This window comes from Actinomadura livida, assembly GCF_014648675.1.
Taxonomy (GTDB): domain Bacteria; phylum Actinomycetota; class Actinomycetes; order Streptosporangiales; family Streptosporangiaceae; genus Spirillospora; species Spirillospora livida.
This window is the reverse complement of record NZ_BMRO01000009.1, coordinates 302,642-326,346: the sequence shown is the minus strand read 5'-3', so window position 1 is coordinate 326,346 and position 23,705 is coordinate 302,642. Positions and strand designations below refer to the sequence as shown.

23 protein-coding genes are annotated in these 23,705 nt (G+C 72.5%); 13 read left to right on the top strand and 10 right to left on the bottom strand.

Features of this window, described 5'->3' with window-relative positions; translation table 11 throughout:
- Positions 1-466 precede the first annotated feature (466 nt).
- Positions 467-1,474, bottom strand: coding sequence for a MaoC family dehydratase (locus IEZ03_RS23130; RefSeq protein ID WP_184885592.1), 1,008 nt, complete (start codon positions 1,472-1,474; stop codon positions 467-469).
- Between the two features lie 340 nt (positions 1,475-1,814).
- On the opposite strand from IEZ03_RS23130, the gene IEZ03_RS23125 reads away from it, so the two are divergent.
- A complete protein-coding gene (locus IEZ03_RS23125; RefSeq protein ID WP_221480770.1) occupies positions 1,815-2,216 on the top strand; it encodes a nuclear transport factor 2 family protein in 402 nt (133 codons plus the stop codon).
- Positions 2,217-2,227: 11 nt separating this feature from the next.
- Here IEZ03_RS23125 and IEZ03_RS23120 read toward each other — a convergent pair whose 3' ends face one another.
- Entirely contained in the window at positions 2,228-2,815 is a 588-nt protein-coding gene (locus tag IEZ03_RS23120; RefSeq protein ID WP_221480771.1) for a TetR/AcrR family transcriptional regulator, read from the bottom strand.
- Between the two features lie 97 nt (positions 2,816-2,912).
- On the opposite strand from IEZ03_RS23120, the gene IEZ03_RS23115 reads away from it, so the two are divergent.
- From IEZ03_RS23115 to IEZ03_RS23100, 4 genes are all read left to right on the top strand, one after another.
- Positions 2,913-4,043, top strand: a complete 1,131-nt coding sequence (locus tag IEZ03_RS23115) for a hypothetical protein (protein WP_184885595.1) — start codon at positions 2,913-2,915, stop codon at positions 4,041-4,043.
- Between the two features lie 76 nt (positions 4,044-4,119).
- On the top strand, positions 4,120-5,187 hold the full coding sequence (locus IEZ03_RS23110; RefSeq protein WP_184885597.1) for a DUF1214 domain-containing protein: 1,068 nt from the start codon (positions 4,120-4,122) through the stop codon (positions 5,185-5,187).
- Positions 5,184-6,401, top strand: a complete 1,218-nt coding sequence (locus IEZ03_RS23105) for a sulfotransferase family protein (RefSeq protein WP_184885599.1) — start codon at positions 5,184-5,186, stop codon at positions 6,399-6,401. The genes IEZ03_RS23110 and IEZ03_RS23105 overlap by 4 nt, the downstream gene beginning before the upstream one ends.
- 118 nt (positions 6,402-6,519) lie before the next feature.
- Positions 6,520-7,578, top strand: a complete 1,059-nt coding sequence (locus IEZ03_RS23100; RefSeq protein WP_184885601.1) for an NAD(P)-dependent alcohol dehydrogenase — start codon at positions 6,520-6,522, stop codon at positions 7,576-7,578.
- 245 nt (positions 7,579-7,823) lie between these two features.
- Here IEZ03_RS23100 and IEZ03_RS23095 read toward each other — a convergent pair whose 3' ends face one another.
- Positions 7,824-8,303, bottom strand: a complete 480-nt coding sequence (locus IEZ03_RS23095) for a peptidase inhibitor family I36 protein (protein WP_184885603.1) — start codon at positions 8,301-8,303, stop codon at positions 7,824-7,826.
- A 71-nt stretch (positions 8,304-8,374) separates the two neighbouring features.
- Positions 8,375-9,280, bottom strand: coding sequence for a hypothetical protein (locus IEZ03_RS23090; protein WP_184885605.1), 906 nt, complete (start codon positions 9,278-9,280; stop codon positions 8,375-8,377).
- 259 nt (positions 9,281-9,539) lie between these two features.
- Between IEZ03_RS23090 and IEZ03_RS23085 the strand changes: the two genes are divergently transcribed.
- Entirely contained in the window at positions 9,540-10,031 is a 492-nt protein-coding gene (locus IEZ03_RS23085) for a flavin reductase family protein (protein ID WP_229808502.1), read from the top strand.
- A gap of 55 nt (positions 10,032-10,086) precedes the next feature.
- Here IEZ03_RS23085 and IEZ03_RS23080 read toward each other — a convergent pair whose 3' ends face one another.
- Together IEZ03_RS23080 and IEZ03_RS23075 are read right to left on the bottom strand one after the other, a co-directional pair.
- A complete protein-coding gene (locus IEZ03_RS23080) occupies positions 10,087-10,797 on the bottom strand; it encodes a C39 family peptidase (RefSeq protein ID WP_184885607.1) in 711 nt (236 codons plus the stop codon).
- Positions 10,798-10,894: 97 nt separating this feature from the next.
- On the bottom strand, positions 10,895-11,881 hold the full coding sequence (locus tag IEZ03_RS23075; protein WP_184885609.1) for an alpha/beta hydrolase: 987 nt from the start codon (positions 11,879-11,881) through the stop codon (positions 10,895-10,897).
- A gap of 156 nt (positions 11,882-12,037) precedes the next feature.
- Between IEZ03_RS23075 and IEZ03_RS23070 the strand changes: the two genes are divergently transcribed.
- From IEZ03_RS23070 to IEZ03_RS23060, 3 genes are all read left to right on the top strand, one after another.
- Entirely contained in the window at positions 12,038-13,027 is a 990-nt protein-coding gene (locus IEZ03_RS23070) for a helix-turn-helix domain-containing protein (protein ID WP_184885611.1), read from the top strand.
- Between the two features lie 155 nt (positions 13,028-13,182).
- A complete protein-coding gene (locus tag IEZ03_RS23065; RefSeq protein WP_184885613.1) occupies positions 13,183-13,974 on the top strand; it encodes an enoyl-CoA hydratase in 792 nt (263 codons plus the stop codon).
- Positions 13,975-13,979: 5 nt separating this feature from the next.
- The gene (locus tag IEZ03_RS23060; RefSeq protein WP_184890709.1) at positions 13,980-14,837 is read left to right on the top strand and encodes a TIGR03619 family F420-dependent LLM class oxidoreductase; all 858 of its coding nucleotides are present in this window, start codon (positions 13,980-13,982) and stop codon (positions 14,835-14,837) included.
- Here IEZ03_RS23060 and IEZ03_RS23055 read toward each other — a convergent pair.
- The 4 genes from IEZ03_RS23055 to IEZ03_RS23040 all read right to left on the bottom strand — a co-directional run bounded on the left by IEZ03_RS23055 (position 14,834) and on the right by IEZ03_RS23040 (position 18,919).
- Positions 14,834-15,610, bottom strand: a complete 777-nt coding sequence (locus IEZ03_RS23055) for a PaaI family thioesterase (RefSeq protein ID WP_221480772.1) — start codon at positions 15,608-15,610, stop codon at positions 14,834-14,836. The genes IEZ03_RS23060 and IEZ03_RS23055 overlap by 4 nt on opposite strands.
- Before the next feature lie 26 nt (positions 15,611-15,636).
- Positions 15,637-16,521, bottom strand: coding sequence for an LLM class flavin-dependent oxidoreductase (locus IEZ03_RS23050; RefSeq protein ID WP_184885617.1), 885 nt, complete (start codon positions 16,519-16,521; stop codon positions 15,637-15,639).
- A gap of 168 nt (positions 16,522-16,689) precedes the next feature.
- A complete protein-coding gene (locus tag IEZ03_RS23045; protein WP_184885619.1) occupies positions 16,690-17,868 on the bottom strand; it encodes an amidohydrolase family protein in 1,179 nt (392 codons plus the stop codon).
- 151 nt (positions 17,869-18,019) lie between these two features.
- A complete protein-coding gene (locus IEZ03_RS23040) occupies positions 18,020-18,919 on the bottom strand; it encodes an acyl-CoA thioesterase (protein ID WP_184885621.1) in 900 nt (299 codons plus the stop codon).
- Positions 18,920-19,065: 146 nt separating this feature from the next.
- On the opposite strand from IEZ03_RS23040, the gene IEZ03_RS23035 reads away from it, so the two are divergent.
- From IEZ03_RS23035 to IEZ03_RS23020, 4 genes are all read left to right on the top strand, one after another.
- Positions 19,066-19,983, top strand: coding sequence for a hotdog family protein (locus IEZ03_RS23035; protein WP_184885623.1), 918 nt, complete (start codon positions 19,066-19,068; stop codon positions 19,981-19,983).
- On the top strand, positions 19,980-21,572 hold the full coding sequence (locus IEZ03_RS23030) for an AMP-binding protein (protein ID WP_184885625.1): 1,593 nt from the start codon (positions 19,980-19,982) through the stop codon (positions 21,570-21,572). The genes IEZ03_RS23035 and IEZ03_RS23030 overlap by 4 nt, the downstream gene beginning before the upstream one ends.
- Positions 21,573-21,592: 20 nt before the next feature.
- Positions 21,593-22,636 (top strand): acyl-CoA dehydrogenase family protein, encoded by a 1,044-nt coding sequence (locus tag IEZ03_RS23025; protein ID WP_184885627.1) that lies wholly within the window; start codon positions 21,593-21,595, stop codon positions 22,634-22,636.
- A partial coding sequence (locus IEZ03_RS23020) for an acyl-CoA dehydrogenase family protein (protein ID WP_189241227.1) occupies positions 22,621-23,705 on the top strand: 1,085 nt, incomplete at its 3' end. The genes IEZ03_RS23025 and IEZ03_RS23020, both read left to right, overlap by 16 nt.

Here is a 23,705-nt window from a genome sequence, read left to right as displayed (position 1 = left end):
GGCTGCCAGCGGACTGTCCAAATCCTGAGGGGTCCCTACCCGCAGCCCGGCGGCGGTGGCCGGGGTACTGGCGTTGGCCGTGGTGATTGCAGATCTCGGCGAACCGCGCCCAGCTGACCGGCGGGTTCCTGCTCGCCGCCGCGGTTCCCCTCATCCTCACCAACGTGATCAGCCGCTGCCTGGCCCCAGCCCCGGGCCCGACCCCACCAACCTGACCGACCCCGCCCGCTTCCCGACCCCCGCCACACTGCAGAACGCCCTGTTCGACCAGCTCATCCCCACCCTGATCGACACTCTCCAGCCCGAGAAGGGTCTTGCCGAGCCGCTCCGGCCCCGGCGCCGCCACGATCCCGGCGACACCCGCCACTGGCTGGGCTAACTGGCCCACCACCTCACCAACCGGCCCCACGCCTCCGACGGCCGGGCGGGCGGCCAAGGAACCCGGGACTTCGCCCTATTGCGATGGTCAGGCCAGCGTGGCTATGAAGCGCCAGTCCAGGACGTCGACCGGTGCCGCGTCCGGGCGGCTTGCCTTGACCCGGGATCGGAGATGCACCAGGCCACCGGAGTCCAGGGCCTCGGTCCGCTCCACCTCGACACTGCTGGTGAGGGTGTCCCCCTCCCGGACGGGGGCGAGGTGGTCACAACCGTGCCACCCTACGACCGTGACGATGCGTGGTAGCGCCCGCACGGCCTGGTGCAGCGCGATGCCGATCGTGTGGCCGCCGTACACGAGCCGGCCGGCGGCGCTCGCCGACGCGTCGTGGTGCACTTTCGCCACGTTGAGGGTCAGCCTGGCCAGCTCGGGCGCTGAGGAGACCACGTCACCGCCGGCCACCGTGAAGACCTGCCCTTCGGCGACGTCCGCGAAATGCGGCCCGTCCATGGCCTCCCGGTAGGCGGACAGATCCCATTTCGCCGTCACAGCGGTCAGGTCGGCACCCGTGGTCTCCGCACCGACGGCCGTCAGATCTTCGGCGTGGCCGGTCTCCCGGCTCCCGTCCCGCAGGGGGAGCATGGCGCACCGCCAGAAGTCCAGGACGGGACGGTCCTCCTGGTCGACCGTGGTGATGCGCAAGGCGGCCAAGCCCGTCGCGGCGCGTCCGGGACGGCGGGAGTTCTGCCGCAGCCCGACGACCTCGGTGACCGTCCGCAGGGTGTCCCCAAGGCGGGGCGCACGCCGGAACACCACTCCCCGGTAGTACAGGTTCGCCACGACCGTGTGGGTGGCGAGGGTCGACTGGCCGATGGCGACGTCCCATACCAGGTTCGGCGCGGCGAGCGGTGCGTCTCCCCCGGTCACGCGCCGGCAGAGCGGGTGGTCGAGCACGAGCGGCAGCCGGCAGCCGGCGATCGCCTGGTGCGCGGCGGCCAGTCCCTCGGTGAGAGTCACGCCGGGGCCGTGCCCGAACCGCTGCCCGTGCCGCAGGTCCTCGAAATAGGGGCCGTCGACGACGGTCTCCCGTCCGGTCACCGCGCACCTCCAGTGGCAGCGCGGACCAGCGTTCGTTGGCCGCCCAGTGCTACCCCGCTGCTGTACTTGCACGATGCCGAGAATGGTTCGTCCGTCATCCTGGTCAACCGATCGAAATTGTCCGCATAGCTGAGACAAGCGGAAGGCACGTCCGCCTGTCGGGCCTAGAACTTAGCCTGTGGGGTCAGCGCGCCGCTCTACCGGGCGGGCGAGGAACACGGCGGATCGGCCCCGGGCACGTTCCGTCCCGGTTCACTCGTTTGTTCGCGGCCTCGTGTCGGTCACCGACCTGCGCGTGGCGTCGGTGGCGCGCCGGGGCGTGGCTGGCAGCATGGCGGGTGTGGACAGAGATGCCGTCGGGAGGTGGGTCGCCGGGTATGAGCGGGCGTGGCGCACATCCGGCACCGAGCCGCTCGCCGAGTTGTTCTCGCCGGACGTGTCGTACCTGCCGTCGCCCTGGGCGCAACCGATCGTCGGCCTGTCCCGGCTCGGCCTGTGGTGGGACGCCGAGCGCGACGGCCCCGATGAACCCTTCACGATGACCAGCGAGATCGTGGCCGTGGACGGCGACAGGGCGGTGGTGCGGATCGAGGTCGAGTATCTGCGCGACGACCTGGCGCGCTGGCGCGACCTATGGATTCTGCGTTTCGACGCCGACGGCCGCTGCGTCCACTTCGAGGAGTGGCCCTTCACCCCGGACCAGCCCGACGGGCATTGGCAAAGACGCGGTGAGCCCCGATGATCTGGCCGGTGTCAGTCGTGGGCGGAAGTTGGGGCCAGGCAGGCGCGGGCGATGCGGCGGGACTGGGACAGGAGTCGGTCGACCGGGTGGGCGTCGGGGTCGGTGAGGCGCAGGCGGACGAGTTCGTCGGCGAGCGCGTGCAGGACGCGGATGCTCAGGTCGGGGTCGTCCTGATGGCCGGTGAGCTTGTGCAGGTGGGCACGGGTCACGGCGCGGGCGCGGGCCAGGCGCTGGTGCAGTTCGGGCGGGCCGCCCTCGGCGGGCAGCATGAGCATCCGCCAGGTGGCGGGGGCGGCGTCGACGGCCTCCAGGATTCCGGCGAGGCCGGCGGTGAACGGGTCCTCGTCCGGCGGGACGGGACGGGCGACCGCCTGCCGGAACCCGGCGAAGGCGCGCTCGACCTCGCGGTCGATCAGCGCGACGAGAAGCTCGGGCAGGGTGTCGAACTGCTGGTACAGGACGGTGCGGGTGACGCCGCACTCCGCGGCGACCCGCTCGAAGGTGACCGCGTGGTAGCCCTGCTCGACCACGATCCGGCGGGTGACGTCCAGGATCTGGGCGCGCCGCTGCGGGCCGGTCAGCCGTCGGCGTGTGGCCATCCGCCGGGCCCCTCCCCTCTTGCCCCGCTAACTTACGATCTGTAAGTTAGCGGCCCGTCCGGTGATCGTCCAGACCGGGCGGGGAGCGAGGCGAGCGATGGGCACGACGCACCGGGTGATCATCTGGGGCCCGGGGGAGGTCGGCGGCGCCGTCGCCAGGGCGGCCCATCGCAGGCCGGACGTCGAACTGGTCGGCGCGAAGGTGTTCAGCGAGCGCAAGCACGGCGCCGACCTCGGCGACCTGCTCGGCCTCGGCCCGCTCGGGGTCACCGCGACCACGTCGGCGCAGGAGATCCTCGACCTGGACGCCGACTGCGTGATCGTCACACCGCGGCCCGACGCGCTCGGGGCGAAGCTGGACGCCGACGTGATCGCCCTGCTGGAGTCCGGCAAGAACGTCATCTCCACCGCCGCCTACCACAACGCGGCGATGCCGAACTGGCTGACGGCGTCCCGCCCGCCGGCGTCCCGGCTGGTGGAGGCGTGCCTGACGGGCGGGACCACGCTGCACGGCACCGGCGTCCATCCGACGTTCATGGTCGAGCGGGTCGCGATGACGATGGCGCGGGGCGTGTCGGGCGTCTCGCACGTGCGGTGCGTGGAGGCGGTCGACTTCGCCGCGGCAGGCTCGATGTGGGGCGGCCTCCGCCGGATCGGATTCGGCTCCGACCCTGCCGAGCTGGGCGCGGGCAAGCCGCTGGCGCTGTTCGGCGACCTGTACTACGGCGACCTGACCGGCAACGTCGCCCACCACCTGTTCGGCGCCTCCATGGACGAGGTCAAGGTCGTCCACGACCTGCGCGGCATCCCGGCGGCCGAGCGGTTCGAGACCCGCTCGGGCTTCGTCGTCGAGCCCGGCCAGACCGCCGCGCTGCACCTCACCCACCGCGGCTACCTGGACGACCGCTGCTTCTTCACCAACGAGGAGTGCTGGTACCTCGGGGAGGCCAACGCCTTCCGCGGCGACGACCTGCCCTACCCCGACCGCGAGGGACGCAGCCCCATCGACTACACCATCGAGATCACCGGCGACCCGTCGATCATGCGGACCCGGCTCACCTTCGACCCGAACCCCGCCGCGTCCGGAACGGACCGCACAAACCCCGTGACCGCGGCGTCGGTCCGCGCGGTCCTCGACGCGCTCCCGGCCGTGTGCGCCGCCGAGGCGGGGATCCTCATCGACGACCCGAGACCGCACTACGTCCTCGACGACCGAGTCCGCCTCTGACCCTCGCGCCCTCCGGAGCGATCATGACGCACCGCAGTGTCCAGTACCCGCGCACCGCACGCAGCGGCGAGGCGGCATGACCCCCGAAGCCCGGGCTTGGGCCGACCTGGTCGACGCGCTGTCGGCCGCCGGGCGGCTGCTCGACGATCCCGCGCTGCCGGAGGACGAGCGCGCCGACGGCTACCGGGCGCTGCTGCGCGGACTGCACCACCAGCTCGCCCGGTTCGAGGTCGACCGCGAGCGGCCCGAGCTCGTCCCGTTCAACGGGTGGCGGCAGAAGTTCTTCATGGACAATCCCGACACCCGCTACTGGGTCGCCGACGTGCGCGGCGACCGGCGGTACCGCGTCACCGGCCACTCCGGCGACGCCGTGTACACCTCGATCACCGCCTACACCGGCTCCGCCGGCGGGACGGCCGCCGCCGCCCGCATCGACGGCGACCGGCTCACCACCGACCCGTCCGGGGCGTTCTCCGTCCTGGTCGGCGGGACGGAACCCGGGACGGGCCCGTGGCTTCCGCTGCCGGAGGGCAACGGGCAGCTGTGGGTCCGCCACTTCCACGACGACGTCGCCGACGACCGGCCCGGCCGGTGCACGATCGAGCCGCTCACCCCGCCGGAGCCCCCGCCGCCGATCGAGGCCGCGCGGTTCCAGCACCAGGTGCGGCGGCTCGCCACGACGATCGAGATGATGCCGGTGGCCTTCTCCGCGGTCGAAGAGCAGGTCGAACCCAACACGGTGCACCACTGGGCGGAGATGGCCGACGGCGCCGCCTACACCGAGCCCGGCATCCACTACCAGCGCGGCGCCTGGCGGCTCGGCCCGGACGAGGCGCTCGTCATCGAGGGCGAGACCGTCCCCTGCCGCCACTGGAACGCCCTGCTCTACAGCAGGTACCTCAACTCCCTCGACTACCGGCACCGGACCGTGTCACGCACGGGCGCCACCGCCACCCTCCGAGACGGCCGATACCGCCTCGTCCTGGCCGCCCGGCCGCCGGAAGGGCCGTTTGACGGAGACTGGCTCGACACCGAGGGCCGCCCGTCCGGACTCATCGTGCTGCGCTGGCTCCACACCGAAGAGGCGCCGCCGCTGCCGCGCGTCCGCGTCCACCCGATCGACGAGTCGGGAGGCGGCGCATGACCCTCTGGACACCTCCCCCGCGCAGCCCGCAGGCCGAGGAGATCTACGCCGCGGCCGAGAACGACCGCGCCGCCCGTCCGGACGCCTACGCCCTCGACCCCGGTCCCGTCATCACCGCGGCGCTCCGCCAGGACGACCCCGCCGGCCTCGGCGATCCCGCGTACTGGCGCGAAGGGCTCGACCGCTACCTCGCCTCGGCGAACGACGACGGACGCCTCAACGCCGTCGGCGCCCGGATGGTCCGCGGCTCCGCCGTCGCGGCCCTGCGCGCCCGCCTGGCGATGAACCGCCTGCCGCGCACCGACCGTCCGCTCGGCCGGCCGCCCATCGTCATCACCGGAGGATGGCGCACCGGAACCACCTTCCTGTACCGCCTGCTGGCCACGGACCCCCGGCTGCGCGCGCCGCTCCCCGCCGAACTCGCCATGCCCTGGAAGTTCGCCGGCGCCTCCCCGCAGCGGCGCGAAGAACTCGTCCAGGCCGGGTCGGCGGCCAACGACCTGCTCCACCTGCTCAACCCCACCTTGGCCACCGTCCACGACCACGGCCCGCGCCTGCCCGAGGAATGCGTCGTCGCGATGAACTCCGGCTTCCGCAACTGGGGCTTCAGCTCCACCGTCCGCCTCGACGGCTACAGCCAATGGCTCGCCGACCAGGACCTCAGCACGACCTACCTGGACTACCGGCACGTCCTTTCCAGCCTCGACGCCGCCGACGACCGCCGCTGGGTCCTCAAGGCCCCCGCCCACACCGCCGAACTCCCCCGCCTCGCCGCCGCCTTCCCCGGCGCCGTCGTGGTCTTCCTGCACCGCGACATCGTCCAGACGGTCGCCTCCGGCGCCAGCCTCTTCGCCGTCTTCCGCTCCACCTACAGCGACGACGTCGACCCCGCGGACGTCGGCCGCTTCCAGACCGACCAGACCGAACTATGGCTCCGCCGCGCCCGCGCGTTCCGCCACTCCCCCGGAGCCGGGTCGGTCACGCTCTTGGACGTCGCCTACGACGACCTCGTCGGCGACACCCGCACCGTCCTCGAAACGATCTACACCGCCGCGGGCATCGATCCCGGCGACCCCACCGGCCTGATCGACGCCTACCACGCCGCCCACCCCCGCGACGGCAAGGGCGTCCACCGCTACACCGCCGCCGACTTCGCCCTCGACGAAGCAGACCTCCGCACCCGCCTCGACCCCTGGACCCGGCCCACCCCGTGACCGCCTCGACCGGCGGCCGATTTCGCCTCCGGCGTCATCGGTCCCGGACGGGACCTTCGTCCGTTGCGCATGCGGTGCTCGAAGTACTTGGCTGGAAGGAGAGGAAGGGAGGAGGGCAATGCGAGCATTGCGACTGCGGGAATGGAAGTCCGACCCAGTGCTGGTCGACGTCCCCGATCCCGAACCAGGGCCCGGTCAGGTCGTCATCCGGGTCGGCGGCGCGGGGGCATGCCACTCGGACCTGCATCTGATGCGCGACTTCGAGGGCGGGCAGCTTCCCTGGGCACCGCCGTTCACCCTCGGCCACGAGAACGCCGGATGGGTAATGGCACTGGGAGACGGTGTGACCGGACTCCAGGTCGGGCAGCCGGTCGCCGTGTACGGCCCGTGGGGCTGCGGAACGTGCGCGCGCTGCCGCCTCGGGGCGGAGAACTACTGTGAGGATCCGGCGAACGCGCCCGTGCCGTCCGGTGGCGGCGGACTCGGCCTCGACGGGGGAATGGCCGAGTACATGGTCATCCCCGACGCACGGCTCCTCCTGCCGCTGCCCGACGGCCTGGACCCGGCGATCGCGGCACCGCTCACCGACGCCGGTCTCACGCCTTACCACGCCATCCGCCGGTCCTGGGGGAAGCTGCCGCCGGGCGCGACCGCGGTCGTGATCGGCGCGGGCGGGCTCGGGCACCTCGCCATCCAGATCCTCAAGGGCACCACCGCCGCGACCGTCATCGCCGTCGACACCCGGACCGAGGCCCTCGACCTCGCGCTGAAGAACGGCGCCGATCTCGCCGTCCCGTCCGGTGACGGCACGGCGGCGAGCATCCGCGACGCCACCGGAGGACACGGCGCCGACGTCGTTCTGGACTTCGTCGGATCCGACTCGACCCTTGCCATGGCCGCGGCCTCGGTCCGGACGCTCGGGGACGTGACCATCGTCGGCATCGGCGGCGGCACCCTGCCGCTGTCCTTCTTCTCCGTACCCTACGAGGTGTCCCTGCAGACGACCTACTGGGGAACCAGAACAGAACTCGTCGAGGTCCTGAACCTCGCCGCGCGCGGGCTGCTGCGCCCGGACATCGTCCAGTTCCCCTTGGACCGGGCGATGGACGCGTACCGGCAGATGGAGGCCGGGAAGCTCAGCGGACGGGCAGTGATCATCCCTTCAAGCGTCGAGTGACGAGTAGCGGCCGGGGGCGTCCTCGGGCAGGAATTCCTCGCCGATCCGCTGGATATGCAGTACGTCGACGACGGCGACCACGTGATCCGGGCCGAACATCGAAGAGGCCCGGACATGTGTCCGGGCCTCGTCCGTGCACCATGCTCACCGCGTCGGAGCCGGCATCGGTCAGTGCTGGGCGGCGCGAGCACCCACGCGCGTCGGCACGATCGTGGGGCTGTGCCGGCGGGCTGGCGAACGGCGGGTCAGGCGTCGCCGCAGTTGTTCACCCACTTGTGCCCGGTGATGTTGTCCTGTGTGGCGAGATTCTTTCCGGTGCCCGATCCGGACGGCCCCCAGCTGAAGTAGCGGACGCCCAGCCAGGGCCATGCGTCGCCTTGGCCGATGCACGCCCACGCACTGAGCCCGCCGTTCTCCCAGGGCCGGTTGTAGTACAAGTTGACATTGTTGGGCTCGCCGTAGCCGGCGGACTTGTTCCAGACCGAGCTCGCCTTGTTGAGCATGTTGCTCGTCCCCGAGCTGTACTCGCCGCAGGTGGACCAGTCGCGGTCGTTGTTGAACCATCCGCAGATGGCGCCGGTGACGTTGTAGTCGGGTTTGTCATAGGCACAGATATAGCCCGTGCTCGGACAGTGTTCCGGGGCGGCGTCCGCAGGGAGGGCCGTCCCGATCGGGACGAACGTCGCCCCGGTCGCGCAGACGACCACCTTGTGGATGAGCTTCATGCGATCTCCCTTCGATCATTCCTGACTGACGCTGGCGGCCGGGCCGCATTCGATTTCCGCTCAGCGTGGTCTCACCCCGGTTCGACGATGGCGCCGGCACGGCTCAACGCGGCGATCTGGAGCTTCTGATGGGCCGCCAGTTCCCTGTGGAACTTCCGGCGGAGGACGCCGTCGTGGTGGCGGTCGAGCGCCTTCGCCGTGCGGGCCAGTCCGGTCTCGGCGGCACACTGCGCCTCGGTCACGGCGAGTCGGATCTCGAAGGCGCGCGAGGCCACCGGCTCGCCGGCCATGCCCGCGGCGCGCGAGTGCGCCGGGGTCGGATACTGGAAGCCGTTCGTCCGCATGCATCGGGACCATTTGGTGACGGCCTTCAGGTAAGCCCGGTCGTTGAGGACGAGTTCGGCTCGGAAACCAGGCAGGCTTTCGGTGAGCTTCAGCGTGCGATACCAGGCCGGAAGATCTCGGTACAGCTTGCGTCTGGCCTCTGAGGTGCAGCCCTTGTCGCTGTGCTCGACCGGCTGCCCATTGGGCAGGTAGGCGCGCAGTCCCTTGGCGGTCGGCCCGTTCATCGCCACGGTCACAGCCGATTTCTGGGCTGGTGAGAGGCTCTCGAAATAGCGCCGGTTGGCGCTGTTCTTGGCCAGCCGGTCCCTCTTCTCCTCAAGGTCTGACCCGTAGCCATGCCGACGTGCCCAGGTGATGTCGTCCACGACGTACGGGAAGTTCCGGTGTTCTGGCACGGGGTTGCGCGGTGAAGGGTTGTACAGGAAACCGGCACGCCGCATGCACTCTTTGACGAGCAACTGCTCCGCCGTGTACAGGCGGTCTGTCTCGGTCGGCGTGATGGGTCTCAGCGGTACTTCGCTGGCATCACTCGCACGAGCCGTCTCCTGGGAGGCTTCCCAAGTCGCATATGAGACCGGTACGGCGAGTGCCGCCGCGACCATCAGTCCGCCGATGAGCGTGTAGCGTCGCATGGATTCTTCCTTCGCCGGAGCGCCCAGCACTTGATCTGCGACACCCGCTCAAAAGCAGGTGTTCCTCTTAGAGTTGATCTTCGTTCGACTCATCTGAGTCAAGCATCGGCCGGCTTCAGATCGACTTCAGATCGGCTTCGCCGGTGATCACTGAGCCCTTTTGGGACGCGTCGCTCGATCGGCGATCGGGCACCTTGTGAGGGAGGTACGAACGCGGCTACGTATCGGCGCAGGCGCTGATGCGCCGTAGGCTGCCCGGGTGGACAGTGATGGGTTCGTTGCCGGGTTCGATTACCCGATGTTCGTGGTGACCACCGTTGACCCCCGGACGGGCTCGCCGGCGGGGTGTCTGGTCGGGTTCACCACGCAGACCAGCATCGAGCCGTTCAGGTTCCTGGTCTGCCTGTCGCGGCAGAACCAGACCTATCGGACGGCCGAGGCGGCGACGGTGCTCGCGGTGCACGTGCTCGGCCGGGACGAAGACCAGCGGGAGCTCGCCGCCCTGTTCGGCTCGGAGACCGGCGACGAGGTCGACAAGTTCGCCCGCTGCTCCTGGCAGCCGGGTCCGGAGGGCGTGCCGCTGCTCAGCGGCGCCCAGCGCCACCTGGTCGGGCGGATTCTGGAGCGTGTCACCCTCGGCGACCACGCCGGGTTCCTGCTGGAACCTGTCGAGGTGGCGGTCCGGACCGAGGCCGCCCCGCTCACCTTCCGGTCGCTGCCTGACATGGATCCCGGCCACAGCGCCGGTTGAGCCGGTGATGCCGGGCCCCCTGGCCGGTGGAAACCCACCGGCCAGGGGCGGCCGGTCAGGCCGAGTAGCCCTTCGGGGGGATCAGGGTCGCCAGCTGGTTGAAGGAGAGCCAGTAGATCTGGTAGCCGCCGAACGAGGCGGGGTCGGCGATGAGGACGGTGCGCTGTGCGTCGTCGTAGCCGATCACGGTGAAGTAGTGGTAGATCGTCTGGTTGGGCGGGTAGCCGGGCGGCTGGTTGCCGGGCGGGGCCACGATGTTCGCGACGATCGGGTAGTTGTTGTCGATGTCGAGTACGACGTCCCGCCACAGCAGGTCGCGCTGCGCCTGCGTGGGCGGGTCGTTGGGCATTTCCTTGGTCTCGTACCAGCCGGTGCCGAGCCGGGCGTTGAGTACCCAGGTCACCTGGCTGATGTGGTCCGTGCCGTTCTGCGTGGTGCCGAGCTCGGCGGCCAGGGTCGCCTGGTTCGGCGGTGCGATGCGGGCGGAGAGGGCGATCCGGGTGGCCGCGGGCCCGCACCAGTAGCCGGTCTCCTGGACCTGGTAGTCGATCTCCAGTGTGCGGACGGTCCTGGTCCGCGCGGGTTCGATGTGCAGCCGGGTGCCGGGCTGGTTCTGGCCGGCGACGAGGGCGGTTCCGGCGCTGGTGGGATGGTCGGCCACGACCACCGGGGCGGGGGGCGGGGGCGTCTGGGCGGCGGCCGGTCCGGCCAGTGCGGTGAGGACGGCGGCGGTGGCGAGGGTGAGCGGGACGGGGTTCCTGCGCATCGGGGCTCCTGGGGCGATCGTCGTGAGGGGATCACGAGAAAGGGCGGGGGGGGAACAGGGGCCGGGACGATCGGGGTGGGCGGTCGGGGCGGGGCGGTCAGGCCTTGCGGAGCCGGGCTATGACGCCGTCGAGATCGCGGCGGAGCATGTCCCCGCGGAGGACGTGGCCGCCGGGGAGTTCGTGCCATTCGTGCGGGATGCCGGCGGCGCCGAGGCGGGCGCGGAACTCCCGCTGGCCGGCGAGCACCTGGGTCTCCTGGACGTAGTCGGCCCAGTTCACCGGGTCGGGGCTGGTTCCGGCGACGAGGAAGACCCGCTTGTGGTGGTAGCTGGGGACGCGCTGCACGGGGTTGTCGGCGCTGACCCTGGCCTCGTCCCACAGCGGCGCCCCGTAGACGGTGCCGCCGGCGAGGTCGACGGCCGCGGAGCTGATGTTCGCCCAGTGCACGACGAGGCCCGCGTCGCGGCGCAGGCTCGCGGGGCCGGAGTGGGAGCTGACGGAGGCGAAGTCTCCGTAGTACTTGGCCGCGTACTTCAGCGCGCCGAAGCCGCCCATGGAGAACCCGGAGACGGCGCGCCCGTCGTATTCGGCGTAAGTGCGGAAGTTCGCGTCGACCCAGGGCAGGAGCTGGGCGATGTGGAACGTCTCCCAGTCGCGGGGGCCGACGTTGGAGGAGACGGGGTTGCTGTACCAGCCGGTGTGCCCGCCGTCGGGCATGACGATGATGAGGCGCTTGCCCGCGCTGAGTGAGCGGATGCCCCACCGGTCGAAGGTGATGAAGTCCTGGTCCAGGCCGCCGCCGTGGAACAGGTACAGGACGGGGTAGCGCCGTCCGCTCGAGTAGTCGTCGGGGAGGAGGACGTTGACCCCGGGGTTCCATCCGATCGCGTCGGTCGCGAACCGGTAGTACTTCATGCGGGGGTCTCGCTCGTCGTGCTCGACGATGCGCAGGCCGAAACCGTCACGGGCCGCGTGGGCGGCGGTGGCGGATCCGATGACGCCCGCGCCGCCGAGCGCGGCCGCGGCGGTCGCGGCGCCGGCGGTCTTCAGCACCTGCCGGCGGGAGATGTTCGACTGGCTCACCCGGACCTCCTGGTGGGGGTTGTCGCTGCCTCGGTCGGGAGAAAGGTCGGTACGGAATGGCACAGCGGATGCTAAGAGCCCGGCGGACGGGACGCGGCCGAGCTTTTCGGGCCCAGTCGAAATCCCCTCGTTACCGCCGAGTATTAACGTCGGGCGATGGGCGGCGTTCTGCGCATCCACTTCAGCGACCGCGATTTCCGGCACGTGCAGGTCGCGAGGTCCGCCGATCCGGTCTGGGAGGCGTTCCTCGGGCTCCACGTCCTCACCACTCCGCTGGCCCGGCTGCCCCGGCGGCTGCACCCGTGGCGGCGCCAGGCGGCGGCGCGGCTGCAGGACGACGGCCTGCGCGCGGCGGCCCGGCTGCTCCGGGACCTGGCGCCCGCCGACGCCGCGTACTTCCCCGACTTCCTGACCCCCGCCGAGTCGGAGGAGGGGATGGCGTCCGCGCTGCGGACGCTGCGCGCCACCCCCGGCACCCGGCTGGCCCGCGAACTGCGCGAGGCGGCCCGGTACCGGACGCTCCCCGGCTGGACCCGGCGGCTCGCCTCGGGCGACCGCGGCCTGCTCGACCAGGTCGCGGACGCCGTCCTGCACTTCCACACCCGGCTGATCGCCCCGGACTGGAGCGAGGTGGAGGCCACCGTCGCCACCGACTGGGAGCGGCGGATGGAGACGCTGGAGCGCGGCACGGTGGCGATGCTGGCGACGCTGACGCCGTTCGTGTGGCGGGACCCTGTGCTCAGCGCGCCGTATCCGGTGGACGCCGACCTGCACCTGAGGGGACGCGGCGTCCGGCTGATCCCGTCCTTCTTCTGCCACACGACGCCGATCGCCATCGCCGACCCCAGCCTGCCGCCGGTCGTGGTCTACCCGATCGGCGGCCCGCCGCCGGATCCCCGGGCCGGCGCCGACCGCGCGGACGTGCTCGCCGCCCTGCTGGGCGCCGGCCGGGCGCGGGTGCTCGGCGCCCTGACCGGCACGTTCACGACGGGGTCGCTCGCCGTCCGGCTGGGCATGCCCGCGTCCACGGTCAGCGGCCACCTGAAGGTGCTCCGGGACGCGGACCTGGTCCGCAGCGAGCGGGACGGCGCCCACGTCATGCACCGCCTGACCAGCCGGGGCCGGCACCTCCTCAGACCGTCCTGAGACCGCCGGCGGGAACGCGGAAGCCGGCCCGGGAGGCCCGCTCCGCGCCGGGCGGCGATGTCCTTGACACGGTCTCGCACGGTGGTCGAATATTGAAATCGACGCCGAAGTTAAAAAGCCGTGGTCCTTGGCGCGAAGTGGATGGGGAGAGCCCGATGGAGCAGATTCTGTACGAGGTCAGGGACCGGGTGGCGGTCATCACGCTGAACCGCCCCGAGGCCGCCAACGCGCAGACCATGGAACTGCTGGACGACCTCGACGCCGCATGGACCCGCGCCGCCGCCGACGACGAGGTGCGCGTCATCGTGCTGAAGGCCAACGGCAAGCACTTCTCGGCCGGGCACGACCTGAAGGGCGGCGGTCCCGCGCCGGAGAAGCTCACCCTTGAGTACATCTACAACATCGAGGCGCGCCGGTACCTGGAGTACACGCTGCGGTGGCGCAACGTCCCCAAGCCGTCGATCGCGGCGGTGCAGGGCAAGTGCATCGCGGGCGGACTGATGCTGTGCTGGCCGTGCGACCTGATCGTGGCGGCGGAGAACGCGCAGTTCTCCGACCCCGTGGTGCACATGGGCATCGGGGGTGTGGAGTACCACGGGCACACCTGGGAGCTGGGGCCGCGCAAGGCCAAGGAGATCCTGTTCACCGGGCGGCCGGTCACCGCCGAGGAGGCCGAGAAGGTCGGCATGGTCAACCGGGTCGTGCCGCTGGACGACCTCGACACGGCGGCGATGGATCTGGCCGGGCAGATCGCGCAGATGCACCCGTTCGCGCTGCGGCAGGCCAAGCGCGCCGTCAACCAGACCCTCGACGTGCAGGGCTTCTACGCCGCGATCCAGTCGGTCTTCGACATCCACGAGACCGGGCACGGCAACGCCCTCAGCGAGAGCGGCCTTCCCGTCCTCATGCAGCTCACGGGGATGAAGGACAAGGTCAAGGGCCAGTGACCGCGATGGAGTTCGGGGTCCAGCTCGGCGCCGTCAGCCCGCGGCTGTGGGGCGAGGTGGCGGAGGAGGCGGAGCGGCTCGGGTTCGAGTCGGTCTGGCTTCCCGAGCACCTGGTCCTGCCGGTCGAGGTGGCGGGCAGCCCGCACCGGGACGCGGAGCATCCGCCGCTGCGGCCCGACGTCCCGGTGTTCGACGCGCTGGGAGTGCTGAGCCACCTGGCGGCACGGACGGCCCGGCTGAGGCTCGGCACCTGCGTGTACAACATCGGGCTGCGGCATCCGTTCGTGACGGCGCGGGCGGCGGCGACGGTGGACGTCCTGTCCGGCGGGCGGCTGGCGTTCGGGGTGGGGGCGAGCTGGCTGCGCTCGGAGTGGGAGGCCGTGGGCCTGGACTTCGACCGCCGCGGGGCTCGGGTGGACGAGGCGATCGCGGTCTGCCGCCGCCTGTGGAGCGAGGACGTGGTGGAGCACCACGGCGAGTTCTTCGGCTTCGGGCCCGTGGCGTTCGAGCCGAAGCCGGTGCAGCGGCCGGGACCGGCGCTGCACATCGGCGGCGACGGGGCGGCGGCGCTGCGCCGGGCGGCGACCGTCGGCACGGGGTGGATGCCGATGAACCACACGCTGGAGCGGCTCCCCCGGTCGCTGGCGCGGCTGCGCGAGCTGGCCGAGCGCGAGGGGCGGACGACGCCGATCGAGGTCACGCTGCCCGGCGCACGGATCGGCCGGGCGGACGAGGTCGGCGCCTATGCCGAGGCGGGGGTGACCCGCCTGATCGTCGCGCCCTGGGCTCGCTCCCGGGAGGCACTGGACGGCCTGCGCCGGTTCGCCGACGAGGTCCTCCACCCCGTCCGGGCGGCAGGTTAGGCCGCCGTCCCGAAGGTTCTGGCGGTCGCGGTGCCGGTGAGGCGGTCGCCGTTGCCGGAGTCGCGCAGCTCGACCCGGCCGAGGCCGTCCCGCAGGCGCGCCGTGGCGACGACGGGTCCCGTGCGCGCCGGCTGGAGGTAGCGCAGGCCGAGCGAGGCCAGGGTGCCGCCCGGCGCCAGCGACAGCGCGGCCTCCTCCGCGGCCAGGGCGATGAGGCCGCCGTTGATGGTGCCGGAGATGTTCAGGCCGTCCGCGGAGCGGGGCAGGAGGGCGACGCCGGGGCCGCGGCGTTCGCAGCCCGCGCGCTCGGCGAGCGGCGTGGCCAGCGGTTCCGGCGGCGCCGGGAGCTCGACGCTGAAGGCGTCCGGCACGGTGAGCCCGGGGTCCGGTGCCATCATGAAGGACGCGCTCGCGATCGCCAGCGGCTCCCCGGACGAGCTGAATTCGACGTCGGCGACGAACACGGAGCGGCCGACCTTGACGGCCCTGGCGACCCCCTCGACGGTCCCCTCCGCGGGGGCGGGACGGTACAGCTGCACGTCGAGTTCCAGAGTCACCGGCACGCGCGGGGCCGTCACCTGCGTTGCCAGCAGACCGGTCAGCGTGTCGGTCCACACGGCGAGGATGGACGTCCGCAGCCGCGGGACTCCCGGGACGTGCATCGCGGGGGTGATCGAGGCCGCGCCGTGCAGTTCGCGGCCGGCCATTCTCGTCGTGAAGCCCAGTTCCGCGAGCATGGCCGCGGACCTGTCCGGATCGGTGCTGGTGGTCAAGTCCCGCGCCTTTCGAGGGTGGTCGGTCATTCGAGCGCCGGCAGCACTTCCTCGGCGAAGAGCCGGATCGTCTCCGGGGTGCCGAAGTCGTGGAACTGGCACACGAACAGCTCGGCTCCGGCCTCGCGTTCGCGGGCCAGCGCGGCGGCGACCTCGTCGGGGGTCCCGGCGATGACCCCGCCCCAGGCGCCGAAGCGGCGGTGCGCGGTCTCGGCGACCTCGTCCCGGGCGGCCGAGGAGGCGGCCAGGCCGATCGGGTGCTGGACGGAGACCCGGGCCGAGCCGGCCGACGGGCGGAGTTCGGCGAGGCGGTCCGCGGCGCTCGACGGGCAGTTCCACCAGTCGGCCCGCCCGGCGACCAGCGGCATCGTGAGGCGGGGGCCGGCGCCGCCGATGTGGATCGGCACCCGGCCCGCGGCGGGGCGGGGCCGGCAGACCGCGTCCCGGAGCGTCCAGTGCGCGCCGTCGAAGTCGACCGGTTCGCCGGTCCACAGCAGGCGGAGGATGTCGATGGTCTCGGCGAGCCTGCCGGCGCGGGCCTCCGGGCCGGGGTCGGGGAATCCGTAGTCGGTGAGCTCCCGGGCGACCGACCCCCAGCCGAGGCCGAGCTCCAGGCGCCCGCCGGAGACGACGTCGAGGCTGGCGGCCATCTTCGCCAGGACCGCCGGGTGGCGGAACTCGGCGCACAGGACGAGGTGGCCGACGCGCAGCCGCTCGGTGCGCATGGCGACGGCCGTCGCGACCGTCCAGGCGTCGAGCAGGTCGAGATCGCGGGCGGCGGGCGGCGCGAGGTGGTCGATGAACCAGGCGGAGTGGAAGCCCGCCTCCTCGGCGACCCGCGCGCGCCGTTCGATGGCCGCGAAGTCCATCCGGACCTGCGGCAGGTAGAGGCCGGCGAGAGCCGTGGTCATCTTGGTCGCTCCTTCGTCCGGAACCGGGCCGCCGCACGGCCCGCGTCCGTGTCCGCGGCCGCCCGGAGGGTGGAGAAAGGCCCGCCGCCCAGGGGTGGCGGCGGGCCTTTCGGCGCCGTGGCGTCGCGCCGAGGCCACGGCGGGCGGGCGGCCCCGGGGACGGTCAGGTCACGCGGGGATGAGGCGGGAGAGGTTCCCGCCCATGATCTTGGCCTTGGCCTCGTCGCCGAGGTGGGCGAGGTCGTCGACGTAGGTGATCGGGTCGGCCTTGCCCTCGGGGTGCGGGAAGTCCGACCCGAACAGCACCCGGTCGACGCCGAGCAGGTCGGCGAGCGCGGCCATGTCGTCCTCGATGAACGGGCTCACGTGGATCAGCCGGCGCATCTGCTCCACCGGGTCCTCCTCGAAGCCCTGGGGCATCTTCTTGAAGGTGGTCTGCAGCTTCTCCAGCAGCGGCCCCACCCACGACGAGCCGGTCTCGATGGTGGCGATCTTCAGGTCGGGGAAGCGGGACAGGCAGCCGTGGCAGATCAGCGACGCCACCGTGTCCTCGATCGCGCGCCACTGCCCGATCTCGCGGAACGGCTGCAGCGTGAACGGCAGGTACTCGCGCTGCTTGCCCTCCCAGTCGGCGGTGTACCGCTGGTAGCCGCTGTCGGAGGAGTGGAAGGCCACCATCGTGCCGCTGTCCTGGACGAGCTTCCAGAACGGGTCGAACTCCGGCAGCGCGACCGAGCGGGGGCCGGCGACGCCGAACGCGGGCGCGGGGCGGACCAGCACGACGCGCGCGCCGCGCTCCAGGCACCACTCCAGCTCCTTCACGGCCTCCTCCACGATCGGGAGGGTGATCACCGGGGCGGTGTAGATGCGGTCCTTGTAGTTGAACGACCAGACCTCGTCCAGCCACTGGTTCAGGGAGTGGACGGCGGCGTGGGTCAGCTCCGGGTCGTCCCGCATCCGGTCTTCGAGGAGGCTGGCGAGCGTCGGGAACATCAGGGTCCGCGAGATGCCCTGCTCGTTCATCAGCTCCAGCCGGGGCCCCGGCTCGCGGAACGCCGGGATCGACTCGATCGGCCTGCCGACGATCTCGCGGTACGACTTGCCCTCGGGGTTGCCGTTCTTGAAGTAGTCCTCCTGCGCCCCCGGACGGGCGACCTTCTCGAACGTCGGGTTCGGGATGTACTCGCTGATCTGCCCCCGGATCGCGATCTTCGTCCGGCCGCGGACCTGCACGTACTCGATGGCGCCCTGGTACTGCTTCGGCAGGTACCGGGTGAAGGCGTCCTCGGTCTCGTACAGGTGGTTGTCCGCGTCGAACAGCGGATACGGCAGGTCACGTGACGGCATGGATCGTCTCCCTCTCCGGTCGGAAAATCGCCTCTTGCGCGGGAGCCCGGGGACCGGTGGTCGCCCGCTCGGCGGCGTCCGCTCCTGCGGGGGCGGTCGGCTCGCCGCCAGGATATATCGATGTCGATGTCAAAATCAACGGACGGGCGGATCAGAGCACCATGTCCGGGGCTCCGGGGCGGCGCACCAAGGGGCGGATCATCCCGTGCACGGCGTACGACGCCACCAGGCGGCCGTCCTCGGCGTAGACGCGGCCCTCGCTCTGGGTCGTCCCGCGCCCGGTGTAGACGACCTGGTTCGCGTAGAGGAACCACCGGGAGACGTCGATGTCGTCGTGGTAGGCGACCGTGGCCTTGGAGATCCCCGTGGAGATCGTCTTGTGCGCCATCGCCTCGCTGTACCCGGCGTGCGGACGCAGCGCCGCGGCGATCGTCCAGTGCGTGACCGAGTGCGTCATCAGGGCGCTGTGCAGGTACGACGCCGCGGGCGCGGCGGCGAAGCGGGTCCACACCAGCAGTTCGGGCGGTCCGACGTGCTGCGGGTCCCAGTCGTAGGCGTCGTCGACGACGCGGAGCTCGCGGCCCCGCACCCGCATGCCGGGCGGCCCGAAGGGGCGCACCTCGTCCGGCCGCGGGACGTCGGGCATCGGCGCGGTCGAGGTGACCAGGTCGTCGGCGTCGGCTCCCATGAGGATCAGCCCCGCGCACCGGAGCTCGTCCTCCTGCGCCACCCGCGCCTGGACGGTGGAGTAGGTCCGGCCCCGGTGCACCACGTCCAGGTCGACGGCGATGCCCTTGTCGTGGCCCGCGGCTCGTGAGAACACCATGGACGCCGAGGTCACCCGCTGGTCGGGGATCTCCTTGGCGGCCGCGACGACGGCGTCCGCGAGGAGCTGGCCCGCCTCCACCACGTTGCGTTCGGCGCCCTCGTGCGGAGGCGCCGTGTACCGGCCCGGCCCGGCCGGCCGGACGTCCATCAGCCGGAGCAGTTCGTCCTGGTCCCAGGGCCGCGCCGGCTCCCCCGCCGCGGCCCTCTCGCCACCAGCCCCCATCGTCCTCACTCCCGACCGATCCGATTACGGCGACCGCGCCGCGCGGTCCGGCGCGGCGCCCGCAGGCAATCTACGCCCTGCGGCCATCTATTGACAACGACGTCGAAATTGGATTGGGTTTCGCGGACAGACCCCGAGGAGGTGCCGTGCCCGACGGCGTTTCGGAGATCCTGCGTCTCGTGGACCGCTGGGAGCGGCGCGCGTACCCCGTGCGGTGGTCGCTGCGGGACACGATCACCTACGCCATCGCCACCGGGGCCGACGCGCGCAACGCGCGCTCGCTCGTCTGGGAGTCGGCGCCCGGCTTCACGACGCTGCCGACGTTCGCGACCCGCTTCGCGCACGCCGCGCTCACCGACTTCGCCGCCGGCGTCCAGGACGCGGGCCTCCCCTCCTTCGCACGCGCGTGGCGCGTCTCCCTCGACCGCCCGCTCGCCCCCGAGTGCGCCGGGGCGCGGGCGTCGGCCGATCTCCGCGTCAAGGAACGCTCCGGCGACCGGCTGGTGCTGACGCTCGACGTCGAGACCCGCGCGGACGGCGAGCGGATCGCCCGGTCGTCGCTCGACGTGCACTTCCGCCTTCCCGGCGAGCGGCCCCCGGCGCGGCGGCCGACGCCCCCGGCGACCGGCGCGGACGCCTCCCCGGGCCACGGCAGGGCGGTCACGGTGCGGGAGAGGGTCCACCCCTACCAGGCGGCGGTCTTCCGCACCCTGCTGGGATTGACCGCCTGCGGAAGCGTGCAGGACGCGATGCACATCGACCCGGTCCGGGCGCGCGAACTCGGGCTGGCCGCGCCCGCGCTGCCCGGGGAGGTCACCCTCGGCATCGTCGCCAGGCTGGCCGAGCGGACCCTCGGCCCGGTGGGGCTGCGCGGGCTCCGCGGCGCCGAGGTCTCCTACCGGAGCCCGGTGTCGGACGCGGACCGGCTGACGATCACCTACACCCCCGGCCGCGACGGGACCGCCGAGGCGCTGGTCCGCAACGGGCAGGGCCGGACGGCCGTCAGCGGCGTGCTGCGCTTCGAGACGGAACCCACGAGATCTGTGAGCGGGGAGGCACCGTGAAACCGTCCTTCGAAGGTTCGCTGCCGCCTTTGGAAAGGCGCACCGTCGTCCACGTCCTGCGGGAGCAGGCCGAGCGGCATCCCGGCCGCCCGGCGATCGCCGGTCCCGGCGCCGAGATCGGCTACGGCGCGCTGCTGGACGAGGCCGCCGCGCTCGCGGGGAGCCTGCGCGCCCACGGCATCCGGCCGGGCGACCGGGTACTGCTGATGCTGGACAACCATGTCGACGCGATCCTCGCCTGGCTCGGCCTGACCTGCGCCGGGGCGGTGGAGGTCCCGGTGAACACCGCGTTCGCCGCCGGGTTCCTCGACCACGTCGTGCGGGACAGCGGCGCCGTCGCGGCGATCGCCGAGACGCACTACCTCGACCGCCTGGCGGCGGCGGACGGCGGACGGCTGCGCGGCAGCGTGATCGAGCACGTTCCCGCGCAGAGCGGCCGCGGCCGGTTCGACCTTCCCGAGGGCGAGCCCACGGTCGAGGACGCCGCGCCCTGGGACACCGCAGCGGTGTTCTACACGTCCGGGACGACCGGGCCGAGCAAGGGCGTCCTCGTTCCGCACGCCCAGGCGTACGGATACGCGAGCCCCGTGTACATCGGCGCGGTTGAGCCCGACGACACCAGCTACGTGGCGATGCCGCTGTTCCATGTGGGCGGGCAGTTGTGGGGCGTGTACAACGCCCTGATCGCCGGTGCGCGCGCCTACATCAGCCCCCGGTTCACGGCGTCGGGCTTCTGGGAGGACATCGTCCGGAGCGGCTCGACCTTCGCCGTGCTCACCGGCGCCATGGCGCGCTTCCTGGAGGCGCGGCCGCCGAGCCCGCTGGAGCGGTCCAGCGGCCTGCGCAAGGTGTGCCTGGCGCCCGTCCCGGCGGACGTCGACGCGTTCTGCGCGCGGTTCGGGGTCGCGTACTGCGCCGGCTACGGCAGCACGGAGGCCGCGACGCCGCTCGCCGCCCCGCACGGGGTGTCGGGCGCCGGCGGGCTGGGATGGGTGCGCCCGGGGTTCGAGGCCCTGGTCGTGGACGAGCACGACCGGCCGGTCCCGGACGGGCGGATCGGCGAGCTCGTCGTCCGCCCGCACGAGCCCTGGACGATGTTCCAGGGCTACCTCGGCCGCCCGGAGGCCACGGCGGAGGCCTGGCGGAACTCCTACTTCCACACCGGGGACGCCGTCCGCAGGACGCCGGGCGGCGAGTTCTTCCTCGTCGACCGCATCCGCGACAGCATCCGCCGCCGCGGCGAGAACATATCCTCGCTGGAGGTCGAGGCCGCGGCGAACACGCACCCGCAGGTCACCGAGACCGCCGCGGTGGGCGTGCCCAGCGAGCACAGCGAGGACGAGGTCCTGCTGCTGGTGGTCCCCCACCCGGAGGGCCCGCCCGACCCGGCCGACCTGTTCCGCTACCTGGCGGAGCGGCTGCCGTACTTCGCCGTCCCCCGCTTCATCGCGTGCACCGCCGAACTGCCGAGGTCGGCCTCCAACAAGATCATGAAGGGGCCGCTGCGCGCGGCGGGCGTCCCGGCCGACGGGTGGGACGCCGAGCTGAACGGCCTGCGGGCGACCCGGAACGGGATCGTCCAGACATAGAACCAGGAACTGGATTCGGCATGGATGTTGGTCTGAGCGACGAGCAACGCCAGCTCGTCGCGTCTTTCACCGCCCTCTTCGGGGACGCGGCGTCGCCGTCCCGCGTGCGCGCGGCCGAGCCGCTCGGTTTCGATCCGCGGCTGTGGAACGCGGTGCGCGACGCCGGGGTCGTGGCCATGGCCGTCGGCGAGGACGACGGCGGCTGGGGCGCGGCGCCGCTCGACCTCTCGCTCGTCGCCGAGGTCCAGGGACGCTTCATCGCCCCCGCCCCGATCGTGGAGGCGCAGGTCGCCGCGCGTCTGCTGGCCCGGCTCGGCACGCCGTCCGCCGCCGCCGTGCTCGCCGCGGCACTGGCGGGCGAGCGGACCGTGACCATGGCCGTCCATCCGGCCCGCGACGGCGTGGCCGCACTCGTACCGGCCGGGGCGGTCGCCGACGACGCGCTGGTGATGGACGGGGACCGGCTGCTGCTCGTCCGGTCCCCGGGCGGGCACGCCCAGGCCGGGAACCTCGGCTCGATGCCGCTCGCCGACCTGCGCCTCGGGCCGGACGCCGAGCCGCTCGCGTCGGGGCCGGCCGCCGCGGCCGCCTACGAGGCGGCGCTGGACGAGTTCCTGCTGCTCACGGCGGCCGCGCAGGTCGGCGTCGCCGCCCGCGCCGTCGAGATCGGCGTCGGCTACGTCAAGGAGCGCCGCGCGTTCGGCGTCCCCATCGGCTCGTTCCAGTCCATCGCCCACGCCCTCGCCGACTCGGCCACCGCCGTCGACGGCGCCCGGCTGCTGAGCCACGAGGCGGCGTGGGCGCACGACGCGGAGCCGGAGCGGTGCGCCGAGCTGGCGACCATGGCCTTCGCGTTCGCGACCGAGACGGCCCGCGACGCGACCTACCGCGCGCTGCACTTCCACGGCGGCTACGGCTTCACCGACGAGTACGACATCCAGCTCTACTACCGGCGCGCTCGGGCGTGGGGGGCCGTCTGCCTCGAACCGCGCGCCGCCTACCGCAGGGCGGCCGACCGCCGGTACGGCGCCGCACAGATGGGGGAACAGTGGACTTCCGCATAGGAGAACGAGGCGAGTCGCTGCGCGCGGAGGTCCGGGCGTTCCTCAAGGAGCACCTGACCGACGAGCTGGCCGAGCGCTGCCACCGGACGGGCGTGGCCCATGACGACGGGTTCGTCCGCGCGATGCACGAGGCGGGGCTGCTCGCTCTCGGCTGGCCCGAGGAATGGGGCGGCCGGCCCTGCGACCCGCTCGACCGGTGCGTGGTCGAGGAGGAGCTGAGCAAGGCGGAGGCCCCCACGTACGGGGTCAGCACGACGCACATGGTCGCCCGCGCGATCCTGCACGCCGGGACCGACCGGCAGCGGGCGGAGATCATCCCGAGGGCGCTGCGCGGGGAGATCCTCATCGTGCTCGGCTTCACCGAGCCCGAGTGCGGGTCGGACCTCGCCGCCGCGCGGACCCGCGCGGAGCGCGACGGCGACGAGTGGGTCGTCAACGGCTCCAAGATGTTCACGACCAACGCCCACATCGGCGACCACGTGTTCCTCCTGGCGCGGACCGACGCCTCGTCCAAGCACGGGGGGCTGACCGTCTTCCTCGTCCCGCTCGACCAGCCCGGCATCGAGGTCCAGGCCGTGCGCACCATCTCCGGCGAGCGGACGAACATCACCTACTACCGCGACGCGCGGGTCCATGACGACTGGCGGATCGGCGAGGTCGGCGGCGGCTGGCGCGTGCTGGGCGAGGCGCTCCAGGAGGAGCACTCGACCGGCTTCGGCGCCTCGATGCTCGGCCTGCTGGAGGCGGCCGAGGGCTGGGCGCGCACCGCCCGCGGCGGCTCCGGGCGGCCGCGGATCGAGGACCCGGACGTGCGGGAGCGGCTCGGCCGGTGCGCCGCCGAGGCCGAGGTGTCGCTGCTGCTCCAGCGGCGCGCGGCGGCCATGGCGCAGCGGGGCGACGTGCCCGTGGCGGAGGGGCCGATGGCCAAGCTGTTCAGCTCCGAGGCGCTGACCCGGGCCGCCGAGGACCTGTTCGACCTCCTCGGCCCGGACGGCGTGCGCAGCCGGCTGTCCCCCGGCGCGCCCGAGGGCGGGCGGGTCGAGCACGCGCTCCGCTTCTCCCTCGGCAC